This window comes from Ruegeria sp. CDSB113 (genome assembly GCF_059611045.1).
Genome location: NZ_JBXWOU010000016.1, coordinates 19,575 through 34,687 on the forward strand (window position 1 = coordinate 19,575; position 15,113 = coordinate 34,687).

11 protein-coding genes are annotated in these 15,113 nt (G+C 56.4%); 3 read left to right on the forward strand and 8 right to left on the reverse strand.

The window, feature by feature from the left end:
* Positions 1 to 20: 20 nt before the first annotated feature.
* The 3 genes from AC2FIS_RS20615 to AC2FIS_RS20625 are packed head-to-tail and all read right to left on the reverse strand — an operon-like array spanning position 21 to position 3,861.
* On the reverse strand, positions 21 to 1,829 hold the full coding sequence (locus AC2FIS_RS20615) for a metallophosphoesterase family protein (protein WP_496775179.1): 1,809 nt from the start codon (positions 1,827 to 1,829) through the stop codon (positions 21 to 23).
* Positions 1,830 to 1,832: 3 nt separating this feature from the next.
* On the reverse strand, positions 1,833 to 3,338 hold the full coding sequence (locus tag AC2FIS_RS20620; RefSeq protein WP_282152155.1) for a tripartite tricarboxylate transporter permease: 1,506 nt from the start codon (positions 3,336 to 3,338) through the stop codon (positions 1,833 to 1,835).
* A 16-nt stretch (positions 3,339 to 3,354) separates the two neighbouring features.
* Positions 3,355 to 3,861, reverse strand: a complete 507-nt coding sequence (locus tag AC2FIS_RS20625) for a tripartite tricarboxylate transporter TctB family protein (protein ID WP_496775180.1) — start codon at positions 3,859 to 3,861, stop codon at positions 3,355 to 3,357.
* Between the two features lie 223 nt (positions 3,862 to 4,084).
* Between AC2FIS_RS20625 and AC2FIS_RS20630 the strand changes: the two genes are divergently transcribed.
* Both AC2FIS_RS20630 and AC2FIS_RS20635 read left to right on the forward strand, forming a co-directional pair.
* Positions 4,085 to 5,062: a Bug family tripartite tricarboxylate transporter substrate binding protein gene (locus tag AC2FIS_RS20630; protein WP_496775181.1), complete on the forward strand. Its 978-nt coding sequence runs from the start codon at positions 4,085 to 4,087 to the stop codon at positions 5,060 to 5,062.
* Between the two features lie 92 nt (positions 5,063 to 5,154).
* Positions 5,155 to 6,087 carry an AEC family transporter gene (locus AC2FIS_RS20635; protein ID WP_496775182.1) on the forward strand — a complete coding sequence of 311 codons (933 nt, stop codon included), beginning with the start codon at positions 5,155 to 5,157 and terminating at the stop codon, positions 6,085 to 6,087.
* 53 nt (positions 6,088 to 6,140) lie between these two features.
* Here AC2FIS_RS20635 and betC read toward each other — a convergent pair whose 3' ends face one another.
* Complete coding sequence (betC, locus tag AC2FIS_RS20640; RefSeq protein ID WP_496775183.1) at positions 6,141 to 7,685, reverse strand: choline-sulfatase; 1,545 nt, start codon at positions 7,683 to 7,685, stop codon at positions 6,141 to 6,143.
* A 329-nt stretch (positions 7,686 to 8,014) separates the two neighbouring features.
* Here betC and AC2FIS_RS20645 point away from each other — a divergent pair, with 329 nt between their 5' ends.
* The gene (locus tag AC2FIS_RS20645) at positions 8,015 to 9,235 is read left to right on the forward strand and encodes an ROK family protein (RefSeq protein ID WP_496775184.1); all 1,221 of its coding nucleotides are present in this window, start codon (positions 8,015 to 8,017) and stop codon (positions 9,233 to 9,235) included.
* Positions 9,236 to 9,255: 20 nt separating this feature from the next.
* Here the strand turns inward: AC2FIS_RS20645 and AC2FIS_RS20650 are convergent, their stop codons facing one another.
* The 4 genes from AC2FIS_RS20650 to AC2FIS_RS20665 are packed head-to-tail and all read right to left on the reverse strand — an operon-like array spanning position 9,256 to position 14,938.
* Positions 9,256 to 11,118, reverse strand: a complete 1,863-nt coding sequence (locus tag AC2FIS_RS20650; protein ID WP_496775185.1) for an SLC13 family permease — start codon at positions 11,116 to 11,118, stop codon at positions 9,256 to 9,258.
* Positions 11,119 to 11,136: 18 nt separating this feature from the next.
* Positions 11,137 to 11,439 carry a phosphate acyltransferase gene (locus tag AC2FIS_RS20655; protein WP_496775186.1) on the reverse strand — a complete coding sequence of 101 codons (303 nt, stop codon included), beginning with the start codon at positions 11,437 to 11,439 and terminating at the stop codon, positions 11,137 to 11,139.
* Between the two features lie 59 nt (positions 11,440 to 11,498).
* The gene (xsc, locus tag AC2FIS_RS20660; protein ID WP_496775187.1) at positions 11,499 to 13,280 is read right to left on the reverse strand and encodes a sulfoacetaldehyde acetyltransferase; all 1,782 of its coding nucleotides are present in this window, start codon (positions 13,278 to 13,280) and stop codon (positions 11,499 to 11,501) included.
* Positions 13,281 to 13,333: 53 nt separating this feature from the next.
* A complete protein-coding gene (locus AC2FIS_RS20665) occupies positions 13,334 to 14,938 on the reverse strand; it encodes a GMC family oxidoreductase (protein WP_496775188.1) in 1,605 nt (534 codons plus the stop codon).
* Between the last annotated feature and the right edge of the window lie 175 nt (positions 14,939 to 15,113).

Here is a 15,113-nt window from a genome sequence, read left to right on the forward strand (position 1 = left end):
AATACTTTTCAACTGATCCGTCATTGTTCCGAACCCGACCGCATCTTGTGATGGGCGACAATGCGGCGGGATACATCCGTCGGATTGCCACAGTGGTCAATTGCGCCAACTCTTGCGAAGTAACCGCGATCCACATCCGCAAGCGTATCGCAATACACCCGTAGCGATGAAGGCCGTTCAGAAAACGCCAAAACCTGTTTGATACGTCCAAGCAGGTTCTTCCGGTCCGTCGCAGGTTCGGCCGGGTTCGCGGCACCGCATTTGAAATGTACCGAGGCCTGCAGACCGCGTGCCGATGTAACTGCATTGATCTCGGCCAAGCCCGACGGCACTTCCTGATCAGAACCAAGCCGGAAAACAGCACCCGATATTCCCTTGTCCCGATGGTCTGCCAATGTGTCCAACATACCGATATCAGATGCGGAAAAACCGTGATTGATCACATGGTAGTACACTGATCCAGCTACCAGATCGTCTTTGGACCTCATCCGGGAAAGATAGACCGGCAGCCCTGTGAACGCCTGCGCAACCGAAATGGCGGGTAGACAGTCTTCAAACTTATCCCAGTCGATGGTGATCTCCCAGCCTGTAAGGACTCCGTACAACGATTGGACCAACCCAACATCCGCCTCCGACGGGGCACCAAAACTGAACAAAGTCGGGCGGATACCCAAACCGTGCAGCGCCCGCAGCCTGTCGACGCGATCGGGGCGTCGGATGTCGGACAAGGGTATTCTGATATCGCGGATACCCATCTCAATCAGGGCCAGCAGCGGATAGTCATTACGGGCCAGTTTTCGGTCGAACTCATCCAACCCGCCGGACGGGGCGATTTCGCTGATTTCAGCCCAGTTGGCCCGCAGGTCGAAACCGATGAGTGGACACGTGTTTTCCAATGGGGTTGGTCCTGCCGGACATGCAAGTGCAGCCTCTTGTTCGACCCCCTGCTCTGCCCCCTGCGTTCTGACGACCTGAACCGTATGCCCATTTTCGTAGATGTTGACGATAAAATAGCCAAGCTTTCCCCGGTCATCCCGGCCATACTCGCTACCTTCCGGCGGCGCAGCGCGCAGCATTTCACTGTAGTCCTGCCGCACGAAACTGGTTGCGGGGGCAAGGTAATAGTCAGTCCCCAACACGCGGTCATACCAGAAGTTGTGGGCATGCCCGCAGAACATCAGATCCACTTTGTGTGTCTTGAGCAATCCAAGCAGCCACTCACGGCCCGGAGGATCTGTGTTGTCGTAATGCGGAGCCTCATCTGGCGTGCAGATATAGGCCGGATGATGATAGGCCAAGACAATGCGCCCAGTTGCCTGTTTCAACGTGGTCTCAACCCATTGGCGCTGCTCTGCTTCCTCGGGCAGGCCCGAATTGAGCAGTTGGGCATTAAACATCACAAATGTGATGCCCTTATGGACGATGCTTTGGTATTGTGGCCCGAACTCCTGCGTCCAGGCCGCGATCATCGGCGGCGTGGTCGGGGCGGCAGGGGCGCCTGATACGGGTGAATCCCCGATATCGTGGTTTCCCGGTGTGAAATAGATCGGCACCGAAAGGTCCGAAGCTATCCGGCGAAACGCCTCGGCGGCCTGACTGTATATCGGTCCGGCTTCGGGAACGGGGTGCACCAGGTCCCCCAGATGCAGAACAAAGTCGATGTCACGTTGGTTGAGGTCGGACACCACGTGCCGGAACCTGCGATTTGCGCGCAAGTTTACAGGGAAGGGTGAATTGCAGCTGTTTTCATCGACATTGACATGTGTATCGGAGATCACGGCGAACGAAAAAACCCGCTCGCCGTGATGTGTTTTTTGCGGAATGGCCATCGCTCAACCGCCCGTGGTCAAGACTGATGCCTTACCAGTGCGTGCTGCCTCGATCCGGCTGCGGATCAGGACAAATACCGACAGCGCAGTCAGACCCCAGAAGACAATACAGATCGCATTGCGGAAGAAGATCGTCGGATCACCATCAGAGATCAAAAGCGATTGTCGGAAGTTGTCTTCAAGCAACGGCCCCAGCACGAAGGCAATAAGGAAGGGCGCCACTGGAACATCCAGCTTAAGCATCAGATACCCGACCAGCCCCATCGACAGCATGATGAAAACATCAAACAATGTGTTGTTCACCGCATAGGCGCCGTAGACACACAATACAAACACGATGGGGTACAGGATTCTGTTCGGCACCGTTGCGACCCGGCTGAAGAACTTGATCGCGACCTTGCCGACCACAAACAGGTAGGCCGAGCTGAGCAGGATGCCCATGAACAAGGCATAAATCATCGGCAGGTTCTGGTCGAACATCAGCGGACCAGGGCGCAAGCCGTGGATCATGAACGCCCCCAGAATAACCGCCGTAATCACATCGCCCGGAACACCTAGCGCAAGCAACGGGATCATGGTTGCACCGGCAACCCCGTTGTTGCCCGCCTCAGCGGCGGCAATGCCCTCGATTTCGCCCTTACCGAAGTTCTCCGGGTTCTTCGAGTTCCGGCGCGCCTCGGAATAGGACAGGAACGCTGCTGGCGCACCGCCGATCCCGGGAATTGCACCCAAGATGACGCCAAAGATACTGCCGCGCACAACTGATTTCAGCACGCGCTTGAAGTCGGCAAATGTCGCGCCTGTGCCCAATTCCTGCTTGGACGCTCCGGGCGGACGCGCACGTCGCGTTGCGCGGTCGATGATTTCGGGCAAGGCAAAGAGACCGATCAGAACCGGAATAAAACTTAGGCCGCTCATCAGGCGATAGTCGCCAAAGACGAAACGTTCCGTGCCGTAGATCAAATCCAGACCGACAGTCGCCAAGATCAGGCCAAGCGACGCGGATACGATGCCTTTTGACAGGCTGGGACCGGACACACCGGCGATGATTGTCAGAGAAAAGACAATCAGCGTGAAGAACTCTGGCGGGCCAAACCGCAGCGCAAAGCTGGCCAGAACGCCAGCAAACAAGATCAGCGCGACGTTTGAGATCAGGTCTGCCACACAGGACGAGTACAAGGCGATGTCCAGTGCCTTACGCGCTTGCCCTTTCTGTGTCAGCGGATAGCCATCCAAAACGGTACAGGATGCCGCCGGTGTCCCTGGCGTCTTGATCAGGATCGCGGTCAGAGAGCCACCATAAAGGCCGCCCTTATATACACCCAGCAACAGCAAGATACCCGCCACCGGAGGCATGCTGAACGTAAAGGGAAGCGCCAGCGCCACGCCCATTGGCGTGGTCATTCCGGGGATTGCACCAATCACCGTCCCAATCGCAACACCGATGCCTACGACAAGAATGTTTTGAAGGCTGAAGAAAATCGAAAAGGCTTCGAGAATAATATCCATAGGTTACGACTCCTTTTCACCCAAACATGCCAAGCGGAATTGGAACGTTGGCGACATAGCGAAAGAACAAATACAGCAACACCGGCACCCCGACGCTCAGACAGGCGATCATCACGTATTTGCGTTCGCCAAAAAACAGCATCATCGCGGCAATCAGAAACACCGACGTCACCACCATGCCAAGGGTTGTCAGGCTGAAATAAAAGCCGAACAGGACGACAATCAAAACAAGTGTGCGCAATACCGCCGGGAGAGTGGCCAACTTGTATTGGGCCGCTGCCTCGGCATCTTCCTCATCATCAGCCGGGGGCTGTTGCAGAAAAATGCTTTCCAAAATCAGGGCCACTGATGCGAGCACTGCTCCCCAGGCGATTATTTTTGGCCAGAAATCCGGAGACAACGCCGATATCTTCACGCTTCCCGGCACCGCAACGCCTTTTGGAATAAACAAGAATATCGCCGCAAGCCCCACCGCGCAAAAAATGACCCCGGCCAAAAGGTCTTTGCTTTTGGTGAATTGCATTTCGTTTCCTCCCTGGATGGCCATCATCTGCACAGTCCGCAAAGACACACCACCTTTGACTTTCGCCTCCGCGTTGACATCCAGAACCGCACCTCACCCAAACCCTCCGACGGTATGATGTGCTTCACTAAATAGTTGCCAACGGTAAGTAAATAACATATGGTTTTGATAAGGGCAATAAAAAAAACACGTCCAAACAAACCTAGTTAAGGGAGGTAACCTTATGGTTTTTTTAAATAAAATAGCTGCAGCCGCTGGATTCGCTGTGGCGCTTACCGCATCTGCGGCGGTGGCGGAGTATCCATCCAAGCCCGTCACGCTGGTTGTTCCATACGGCCCAGGCGGCGCAGCTGATCTGGCGGCCCGCATCATCGGCGCCGAGGCCCCGGAATACCTGGGCAGCAATGTGCTTGTGGTTAACCAGGCTGGCGCCGGTGGCGTCACTGGCTCGACCATGGTGGCCAAGGGAAACCCTGATGGGCACACTCTGCTGATGTCACGCGTTGGCTCGCAGGCTACGGTGCCCGCCATGAACACCACCATTCCCTACACGTGGGACGAGTTCACCTTTTTGGGGCTGGTGGAAACCAACCCCTTTGTGATCGCAGTTGGCGCGGATTCCGAATACCAGTCCTTCGAAGATCTGGCCAACGCGATCCAAAGCGGTGAACGTCTGACCTATTCCTCCGCTGGCGTCGGAACATTGCTGCACATGGCTGTTTTGATCCTGCTGGATGATCTGGGCGTCGATCCCGAAGCGTTGATCCACGTGCCCTTCAAAGGAGGCGGTGCAGCAACCACAGGTGTTGTCAGCGGAAATGCCGACTTCATTTTCCACAACCTCTCAGGTCTGATCGGTCCGATCGAAAGTGGTCAGCTTCGCCCCCTGCTGACCAGCACGACCGAACGCGTACCATCTCTGCCCGACACGCCGACCGCTGCAGAGGCCGGTCACCCGGCGCTTGAAGCGGTGGTAGGCTGGTCTGGCGTTTGGGGTCCAAAAGACATGCCGCAGGAAGCTGCGGACAAGTGGATCGCAGTTCTGAAAAACCTGTCCACTGATGAAAGCTGGATCGCATCCACAGAAAAGCTGGGCTCAATCCCGCAGGTCATGTCTCCCGAGGACACCAAGATCTTTGTCGAAGCCCAGTATAACAAATTCCGCGAAGTGGCGGATAAGTTGGGGATGGTTGTGCGCTAACGCCACCCGGTAACCGATGAAGACAAAATGGGCCTCTCGGTTAAGCCGGGGGGCCTTTTTTCTCGGAGAGTTTTCACTCGGGGGTGCGCATAATGACAGCCACAATCATTCAGGCAATCTTGCCGTTGTGGGGCTATCTGATCGCTGGCTACCTGCTGCGCCGGGCCATCCCACGATCGCAGGTTTTCTGGCGCTGGCTGAACCAGATAAGCTATCTGGTGCTGTTGCCGTTGACCATCTTCGCCCTGCTTGTCGGGGCTGGAACGCTGGCCGCCCTATCGCTCAAGCTGGGCTTGGTTCTGTTTGCTGCCTATCTGATCCTGTTCACGGTGCTTGCCCTGTCTTACTGGGGAATTCCCGCTCTGCGCCAACATACCGATGCCTATAGCAGCATGGTGCAGACGGCTACCCGTCTGAACGTGCCCGCTGGGGTGCTGCTCACTACCACTCTGGTCGGAGTATCAGCGGATGCGACGGTTGGAACGATCATTATCGCAACCGTACCTCTGATCAATTTCGCCAATGTTCTGATGGTTGTGATCTGCCATCGGCCGCCGCATTCCTCAATCCTGACCATCGCGCGCATGACCGCGTACAACCCGCTGGTCATCGCCTGCACCGCAGGGCTGGGGTGCCTTTTATTCCGCGTTGAACTTCCTGCTGCTTCCGCCGAGCTACTAACCCTCATCGCCCAGATCGGACCCCCAGCAATGCTGGTGGGGATCGGGGCATCGTTGGACGGGCTGCGAATGCAAGGGCAGATGCGCTTTGTTGTGGCCGCTAATATAGCCAAGTTGCTCACACTACCGATGTTGGTTCTGACATTGGGGTGGATGGTTGGGTTGGGACCACTGCACTTGTTAGTTGCCGTGATCTTCGCCGCTCTGCCAACCGCACCTAACGGCCTTGTGCTGGCGTTGCAGTTTGGCGGGGACATCCGAACCTATTCCGCAGCCCTGCTGTGGCAGACGGTGGCGGCAATCGCAACGCTACCATTCTGGATCTGGCTTGCCACTGCTGCCTGAGGACAAAAAGACGGCCCGCGCAAACGGGCCGCAGACACAAAGCCGAACCAGAATCAGACCAGATCAGGCTTTGCCGGAGGAACATAAGGAAGCCGCGCCTTGGCTTTGGTATCAGCGGCACCCGCGTTTCGGATGTAACGGTTGTCATCGTCGGCCCGAACGATGTTAACCCAGGTCGGACTGCCTCCGGTGGCGCGATGAATCATCAGACGGCGCTGCTGATCCAGTGCGATTTCCTTGGACAGTGCCTCTGGGTCCCAGTTGCGCATTGCGATTTCACGCAGCTCGGCCAGGGCTTCGGCATGGGCAGGGTCGTCGATCAGATTGTTCAACTCATTGGGGTCGGCATCGATATCGTAAAGCAGCTCGTCCACACCTTCGAGATACATGTATTTCAGCGGCCCTTTCTTCACCATACGACTGACACCGGTCGACCCATCGGCAGCAAATTCCGAGATACAGATGTCATCCATCCCGGAGGTATCGCCATTCAGCGCAGGCACCAACGATTCACCATCAATACCGCCACCTGCATAATCATCGAACGGCTTTCCTGCAGCCAGATCCAGCAATGTGGGCATCAGATCGATCAGCGAGGCATTCTGCTTTACACGCCCCGGCTTGAAACGGTTGGGTGCATGAACAACGAAAGGTATCTTTGCGGCCCACTCAAAGAAGTGCTGTTTGAACCACATGCCACGCTCACCCATCATGTCGCCGTGATCGGCGGTCAGAATGATGATCGTGTTATCGGCCAGCCCACATTTCTCAATCGTTTCGCGCAGCTGAGCCACTTTGTCGTCGACATATGAAATCATACCGTAATAGCCATGCCGCGCGATCCGGCGGTTTTCCGGGGTCACCGTGAATTCGTGGCGGCCCTGACAATAATGAAGGTTCCGGCTGAGGTGATCTTTCTCATCCAACGGGATCTCGTCGACCGCCGGATATTCGATCTCATCATGATCGTAACGGTCCCAATAATCCTGAGAGATGACGTAGGGAGAATGCGGTTCCGTAAAGGAAACGGTCAGATACCAAGGCTTGCCGTCACCTTTGCGAGCCAGATCGTAAATCGCCTGCACGCCGTTATAGGCGACCTCGTCATCGTAATCCATCTGCATGGTCCGGATCGCAGGGCCACTTTCCAGGATCGGCGCCATGGTCAGGTTGGTCGGGCGATACTCGCGCCCCTTTGTCCAGTCGACTGTCCAGGCAAAGTTTGCAGGGTAAATCTCGGTCGTGTGCCGCTTTTCATAGCCATGAAACTGATCGGCGCCGACAAAATGCATCTTGCCGCTCATCTCGACATGATAGCCCAGTGACCGCAAGTAATGCGCAAATGTGGGAATCGATGACTGGAACTCGCTGGCATTGTCATACATGCGGATGTTGAACGGCAATCGTCCCGCATGCATCGATGCACGCGAAGGTCCGCACATGGGCAAGTTGCAATAAAAGTTTTCGAAAACAACACCCTCTTCGGCCAGACGCGCCATATGCGGGGCCTTTACGGTTTTGTTTCCCTGAAATGGCATGGCCGGTCCGGCCATCTGATCCGCTTGGATAAACAAAATATTCGGTTGTTCAGTCGCCATTGTCTTGCCTCGTTCAGCTTCCAGTCCCGAAATTCGCCCCAACCCAATTCGTAGGAGGCACATCGCCGGGAATTGCACCGGGTCAGGCCGGCACTATTCGCGGGCATTAAGTACGCGGGCAGCAATAAATTCGAGCCATCAGCAGGGTAACTTGCTGTGTTCCCCACCAAAAATGATGCTTTTGCCGCCTCAAGTCATTGCGACCAAAGGTCAATCTTACGAAACAGATTATCTCTGCGCTTACGTGCAGTCAATATTTAATTACCGTCTTTAATTAATTATAAAGCGGTTAGAATACATTTCAAGAAGTGAATTGCAGGAGAGCGGCTGTGCAGGATGGCAAGCCCCAAGAACACGGTCAGCCCGAAAAGGGTACAGCGGCCTTGCGACGACATAACAGGGAATGGCTGGTCAGCCTCATTGCCCGCAGCGGGCCGGTGACGCGTGGTACACTCGCAGGTCTGACCGGCCTGACTGGCGCGGCAATTTCCCGAATTACGCGCGAACTGATCGACGCCAAACTGGTCAGAGAAGGAGATCCCATCGCCGTACCCGGCCGGGTGGGCCGAAGGGAATACAACCTGTCGATCAATCCCACAGGGGCATTTTTTCTGGGCATTTCACTGACCGCCAACCGACGCAGTGTAAGCCTGGCCAACGCTGATGGCGAAGTTTTGCGGGCAGCGGATTGCAGCGACATCCCTATAGATGATCCGCTGGCCTTTCTTACTGAACTGGGGAACCGGGCCAAGACGCTGGCCTTTGACGAAGCGATGGAGCGCGATCGCCTTTTGGGTGTCGGGGTTTCTTTTGCCATGTCAGCAGGTCCCGACAGCAGCTCGGGTAACGGCCTCGTTAGTTCAGAACCTTTGGGCTGGAAAGACGTCCCCGTGCGTGACACGCTTTCGCAGTCGCTGAATTTGCCAGTGCAGGTGGAACATCGCGCAAGTGCAATCCTGTGCGGTGAACTTCTTGGGGGGCAAGACTTAAATAGCGTCTATCTGATAAACGCAGCCCTTGGCCTGGGCAACAGCGCCTATTTCGATGGTAGATTCCTGACCACCTCGGATCGCGGGTTTGGAGATCTGTCGCACTATTCGACATCGCATTCGGACAAACTTTGCACATGTGGCCGTACCGGTTGCATGGAAGTTGCCGCCTCGGGGAAAGCCATCCTGAACGCACTCGGGTCCGAGTTTGCACCTTCAGAACGTGTTGCGACGCGCTTGGCAAAAGCGATAGAAGCAGCGAACGCCGGTGACCCGAATGTTCGCGCCCGCTTTCGCGATGCCGGCACACAGCTGTCCTATGGCGTTGATGCAATCCTGGCCCTATTCGATCCCGAGAGTGTCATCGTCGCCGGTGAAGTGGGGCGTCAGGCTGATTACTATCAGGGCCTTGTTGACGGGCTCGGAAAAATCGGCCGGCCAAATGCCCGCGACATCATCATGCAAAGTTCAATAACCTCGGAAGAGGCCGCCGTCAGCGTAGCACTGCAGAATTTCCTCTATTCAGGAAGCCTGATCGGTTCATTGACGCATGCCCTGTAAGCAACCAACCGGCCTGAACCTCAGAAAAACAGGTTCAGCGCGGCGATCGAAACGATCAGGAACAGGATCGTCATGACGCCGCCAGCGCGTACAAAGTCAACGACACGGTAACCGCCCGGCCCCATCAAAAGCGCATTGACCTGATGGGTCGGGATCAGGAACGAATTCGAGGTAGCAATCGCCACAGTCAGCGCAAAAATTGCCGGATCAGCCCCGGCGCCCAGTGCAATATTGATGGCCAATGGCACCAGCAGGACCGTGGCACCGACATTTGACATCACCAGCGTAAAAAAGGTCGCAAGCGCCGCCACGCTGGCCTGAATGACCCAGACCGGCATACCGTCCAGAACCACCAGCACCTGATCAGCGATCCAGGCTGCCGTCCCCGAGGATTGCACCGCTTGGCCCAGTGGAATGAGACTGGCTAACAGAAAAACAGTTGTCCAACTGACGGCGTTATAGGCCTCATCCATCGACAAGACACGGCTGACGACCATGCCCATCGCGCCGACCAGCAGACACAGCGAAAGACGCAGGTCGGAAAACAGGATCAGCGACACCGCAATAATAAAGAACAACAAAGCCCAGCCGATCTTTTTCGGGCGCAGGTCCTCATGGGGGAAATCGGTGGTGACCACAACGAAATCGCGGTCTTTCTCAAGCCTCGCCAGTGCTTCCCAAGCAGTGTGGCAGACCAGTGTATCACCGGCCTGATACGGGATCTCGCCCAGATCTTCCTGGTCTCGCGACAATGTATCGCCACCGCGGTAGATCGCCAGAGGTGACAGGCCATAGACTTTTCTCAGCCACAGCCCCCTGCCCGTTTGGCCAATCAGACCAGAGCCGGGCGGGATCACCACCTCGGCGATACCTGCCTTTCCAGCACCCAGCGTTTCGACAAATTCATCCAGCTCCGAACTTTCGGTAAGCCCGTATTCATCCAGAAACGCGGTTACGGCCTCTTCCGCTGCGATCACGGCGATTGTGGCGGGGGCGACCAATTCAGTGTCACGCGGCGGCGCAGGATAAGTGCGCCCCTGATAGTGTGTGGCAATGATTTGCAGGTGATACTTGCGCTGAACCTCATCGATGCTGTGACCCACAAGCGTGCTGCCTTCGGGGATCCGTATCTCATGGATCTGGCCATCCAGCCCGTAGGTGCCGTTGACATAGTCCAACATTGAGTTGCCCGCTGGCCCGTCTGTTGACTTGGTGCTCGGCAGAACGAACCGGCCAAAAATGATGAAATACATCAACCCGGTCGCCAAAAGACACAGGCCGATAGGGGTTACGGAAAACAGTGAAAAGGTGGAGATCTGCGCTTCAGCTGGCAGGGTGTCGTTGATCGACAGGATCAAATCGTTCAGCAGGATCAAGGGGGACGAACCCACCATGGTCATTGTTCCACCCAGAATGGCACAGAACCCCATTGGCATCAGCAGCCGGGACATCGGAAACCCGGTGCGGGTTGAGATGCGGCTAACCACCGGCAAAAACAGAGCTGCCGCGCCAACATTCTGCATAAAGCTGGATATTACCCCAACCGCACCCGAGATCATCAGGATCAATCGGTTCTCTGTCCCACCTCCGACCCGCGTGATCCAGGCTGCGACAGTCGACATCACGCCCGTTCGGTCCAGCCCCGCGCCGATAATCATGACTGCGATGATCGAAATCACTGCGTTACTGGCGAAGCCGTCAAACAGGCTGCGCACATCGATCAGGTTTTCAAGCCCCGGCACTGCAGTCAGCACCCCTAAGGTGACCATGACCAGCACTGCCGCGATATCGACGCGGACAATTTCGGAAATAAATAGCCCGATCGTCGCTGCCAGCAGCAACAATACGACGACCATCTCAAATGTAAGCCCCAGCGCGTCCATGCCTCACCTCACTTATTATTATCCGTACGTGATATTGAGCCCGGGCCCGCCCGTAGCAGAGCTGACTGACACGCTCTGCCCCGCTTCCATCACCGCACGCGCGGCGGCCGCATAAACACCTGGATGCTGGTGCAGGGCACAATAATCCTCGGCATAGGCGTTCAGGTCTGGTGAGACACGCGGGTTGTAAATCTCAGTCCCCTCGCCAATCGCCCTGCCGGTTTCCGCACGGATTTTTCCCGCGCAACAGACGAGCACGAAACGGGCAAGCCCGTCCTTGGTGGCACGTGATGTTTCGAAGATCTGATCAATCAAAGACATGGTCTATCCCGTTTGGTCAGGGACAGGGCGGCACATGGCCGCCCCGCTCTGGTGAGTGGTCACAGCCGAGGCTGCTGGGGAATAAGATCATCCTTGTTGATGCCCGCCACCGAGACGGGTTTTTTCATCGCGTCGCGACGGAATGGCTCGCCCAATTCCTGGTTCAGAACGACCTCGATGAAAGTGGTCACGTTGTCGTTCATCTGCTCTTTGACGGCTGTACGCAGCGCCTCGGTCAGATCGTCCATCGAAGTGACCTGCACGCCCTTCAGTCCGCAACCTTCGGCGATCTTGGCATAGTTCACGTCCAGGTTCAGTTCGGTGCCGACAAAGTTGTCGTCAAACCAAAGCGTCGTATTCCGCTTTTCCGCACCCCATTGATAGTTGCGGAAGATCACCATGGTAATTGGCGGCCAGTCGTCGCGACCACAGGCGGTCATTTCGTTCATCGAGATGCCGAATGCACCGTCACCCGCAAACCCGATAACCGGCGTGTCGGGGTTGCCAATCTTTGCACCCAATATCGAGGGCAGACCATAACCGCACGGTCCAAACAGGCCCGGCGCCAGATACTTGCGCCCTTTTTCGAAGGTCGGATAGGCGTTGCCAATGGCGCAATTGTTGCCAATATCCGAGCTGATGATCGCATCCTCGGGCATCGCCGCCTGTATCGCGCGCCATGCCATACGGGGGCTCATCCGCTCGGGGTCGCGGGCGCGGGCGCGTTCATTCCAGGTAATGCCCGGATCATCTTCCTCGTGATCCATTGACGCCAGTTGCTGCGCCCAGGTGGATTTCGCAACGGCAATCGCGTTTTCACGTTCCTTGCGACCAGCGTCGCCTGCGTGTTCACCCAATTGGTCAAGAATCTGCTCGGCGACCATGCGTGCGTCACCCTGAATGCCCACTGCAACCTTCTTGGTCAGACCGATCCGGTCTGCATTGATATCGACCTGAATGATCTTGGCGTCGTTGGGCCAGTATTCGCTCTGATAGGCGGGCAGCGACGAAAACGGGTTGAGCCGTGTGCCGAGGCATAAAACCACATCCGCTTTCGAGATCATCTCCATCCCGGCCTTAGAGCCATTGTAACCCAACGGGCCACAGGACAGCGGATGCGAGCCGGGGAAGGCGTCGTTGTGCTGATAGTTGCAACAAACCGGCGCCGAAAGGCGCTCGGCCAAACGTGCGCTGGCATCAACGCCGCCGGACAGGATCACGCCCGCACCGTTCAGGATTACAGGGTGTTTGGCGTTGCTAAGCAGGTCCGCTGCCGCGCTGATCGCGTCAGCATCACCGCGCGGATGTTCGATCCGGACCACCTGCGGCAGTTCAATGTCGATGACTTGCGTCCAGTAGTCGCGCGGGATGTTGATCTGCGCCGGGGCCGAGCCGCGGAACGCTTTCAGAATAACCCGGTTCAGAACCTCGGCGATCCGGGTTGGATCACGCACCTCCTCCTGATAGCAGACGGCATCCTTGAACAAGTTCATCTGCGGCATTTCCTGAAACCCGCCCTGTCCGATGGTTTTGTTGGCCGCCTGGGGCGTGACCAGTAACAGAGGCGTATGGTTCCAGTAGGCGGTCATGATTGGTGTAACCAGGCTGGTGATGCCCGGACCATTCTGAGCGATAGCCATGGACATCTTGCCTGTGGTGCGGGTGTAGCCGTCGGCGCTCATCCCGGCGTTGACTTCATGCGCGCAGTCCCAGAACTTTATCCCCGCCGCCGGAAACAGGTCTGAGATGGGCATCATGGCTGACCCGATAATCCCGAACCCATGTTCGATCCCATGTATCTGCAGAACTTTGATAAAGGCTTCTTCAGTCGTCATTTTCATGGCACTGTTCCCTGTTGAGAGTTGAAGTCAGATTTGGACCCGGCGGTTCGGTATCACCTGTGATCCTCAAGGATCATGTCGCTGGCTTTTTCACCGATCATGATGGCCGGAGCGTTGGTATTGCCGCTGACGATCGCGGGCATGATCGAGGCGTCCGCCACCCGAAGCCCGCGTATCCCGTGCACGCGCAATCGGTCGTCGACCACGGCCTGTGGATCATTGCCCATGCGGCAAGTGCTGGTGGGGTGATAAATCGTCTGGCTGATGTTCCGCGCGGTATCCAGCAGCTCTTCGTCGGTCTGTGGGTTGTTGTTGGGGACATGTTCGCGCACGACAAAGGGCCGCAACGCATCGGTTTTCGTCATCGCCCGCGCAAATTTCACAGCCCGGATCGCGCACAGCTCATCCGCAGGGGCCGATAAGTAGTTGGGCACGATCTTCGGATAATCGGTCGCGTTGGGGCAGGTGATATGAATATGGCCACGGCTTTCGGGCCTAAGCTGGCAGACAGATGAGGTAATACCCGAGAACGGGTGCATTTCGATCCCAGGCTTATCGGCGCTCAGCGGCTGAAAATGGAATTGGATATCGGGGGTTTCAAGCCCCTCCATCGACTTTGCAAACACCGCCACCTGGCTTGCGCCCAGGCTCATCGGTCCTTTACGGCGGAACATATAGTTCATACCGATCCCAATGCGCGGGATCAGCCGGTTAATCGCGTCATTCAATGTCGGCACATTGACTTCGTAAACCAGACGAATTTGCAGGTGATCCTGCAATGCCTCACCAACGCCCGGCAACTCGTGGCGCACATCCACGCCAGCTCGGGTCAGAACCTCACCACGACCGATTCCCGAAAGCTCAAGTATTTGCGGCGAACCTATCGCGCCGGCGCTCAACACCACCTCTCCGCCAGGTTTGAGCTGAGCGTGCTGCGGGCGCCCCTTGATGCTATAGCTGACGCCATCAACCCGCTTGGAATCCTCTGCGTCAAAGGTCAGCCCCTCGGTCAGCGCATGGGTTATGATGGTCAGGTTGCTGCGTGATTTCGCCGGATTCAGAAAGGCACGCGCGCTCGAACATCTAAAGCCGCCACGCGCAGTCTGATGAAAATATCCCGCACCCTCCTGATCCTGACCATTATAGTCTTCGGTTCGGGGGACGCCCATTTCATTGGCGGCACCAATAAACGCCTCGGCAATGTCACTTTTGGCGCGAATGCGCGACACCGACAATCCGCCACTGGCGCCATGCAGATCGGTTTCACCATCCTCATGCTGCTCGGACCGCTTGAACAACGGCAGAACCTCGTCCCAGCCCCAGCCCTTGTTGCCCAATTGGGCCCAATGGTCGTAATCCTGCTTTTGGCCGCGGACATAAAGCAGCCCGTTGATTGAACTTGATCCCCCAAGTGTCTTGCCCCGCGGCCAATCCAAGGAACGGCCGTTCAGTCCTTCGTCAGGTTCGGATTTATAGCACCAGTCTGTGTTGGGGTTGTGCAGCGTTTTGAAGTACCCGACCGGGATATGAATCCATGGGTTGATGTCCTTGCCACCCGCCTCGAGCAGCAACACTCTGTTTTTCGGGTTCTCTGACAATCGGTTGGCCAGAACACAGCCTGCGGAACCCGCCCCGACAACGATGAAGTCATACGACATAAACTGAAACCTCGCCCAAGTTTGCGGCACGGCGCCAATAGGCGCACCATTCTCGCTGCACATGTCCCGGTGAGCGAAGAAATGCACTTGCGTCCAAACTGGAATCACCGCAGCTCGTTATTGATTACCGTTGTATATTAATATTCGCTGGGGAATCAATAATTTTTTCAAACAG

Bases quoted from the DNA above. Each gene is read 5' to 3' on its own strand.
- AC2FIS_RS20615 (WP_496775179.1), bottom strand. From the start codon at position 1,829: ATGGCCATTCCGCAAAAAACACATCACGGCGAGCGGGTTTTTTCGTTC.
- AC2FIS_RS20620 (WP_282152155.1), bottom strand. From the start codon at position 3,338: ATGGATATTATTCTCGAAGCCTTTTCGATTTTCTTCAGCCTTCAAAAC.
- AC2FIS_RS20625 (WP_496775180.1), bottom strand. From the start codon at position 3,861: ATGCAATTCACCAAAAGCAAAGACCTTTTGGCCGGGGTCATTTTTTGC.
- AC2FIS_RS20630 (WP_496775181.1), top strand. From the start codon at position 4,085: ATGGTTTTTTTAAATAAAATAGCTGCAGCCGCTGGATTCGCTGTGGCG.
- AC2FIS_RS20635 (WP_496775182.1), top strand. From the start codon at position 5,155: ATGACAGCCACAATCATTCAGGCAATCTTGCCGTTGTGGGGCTATCTG.
- betC (WP_496775183.1), bottom strand. From the start codon at position 7,685: ATGGCGACTGAACAACCGAATATTTTGTTTATCCAAGCGGATCAGATG.
- AC2FIS_RS20650 (WP_496775185.1), bottom strand. From the start codon at position 11,118: ATGGACGCGCTGGGGCTTACATTTGAGATGGTCGTCGTATTGTTGCTG.
- AC2FIS_RS20655 (WP_496775186.1), bottom strand. From the start codon at position 11,439: ATGTCTTTGATTGATCAGATCTTCGAAACATCACGTGCCACCAAGGAC.
- xsc (WP_496775187.1), bottom strand. From the start codon at position 13,280: ATGAAAATGACGACTGAAGAAGCCTTTATCAAAGTTCTGCAGATACAT.
- AC2FIS_RS20665 (WP_496775188.1), bottom strand. From the start codon at position 14,938: ATGTCGTATGACTTCATCGTTGTCGGGGCGGGTTCCGCAGGCTGTGTT.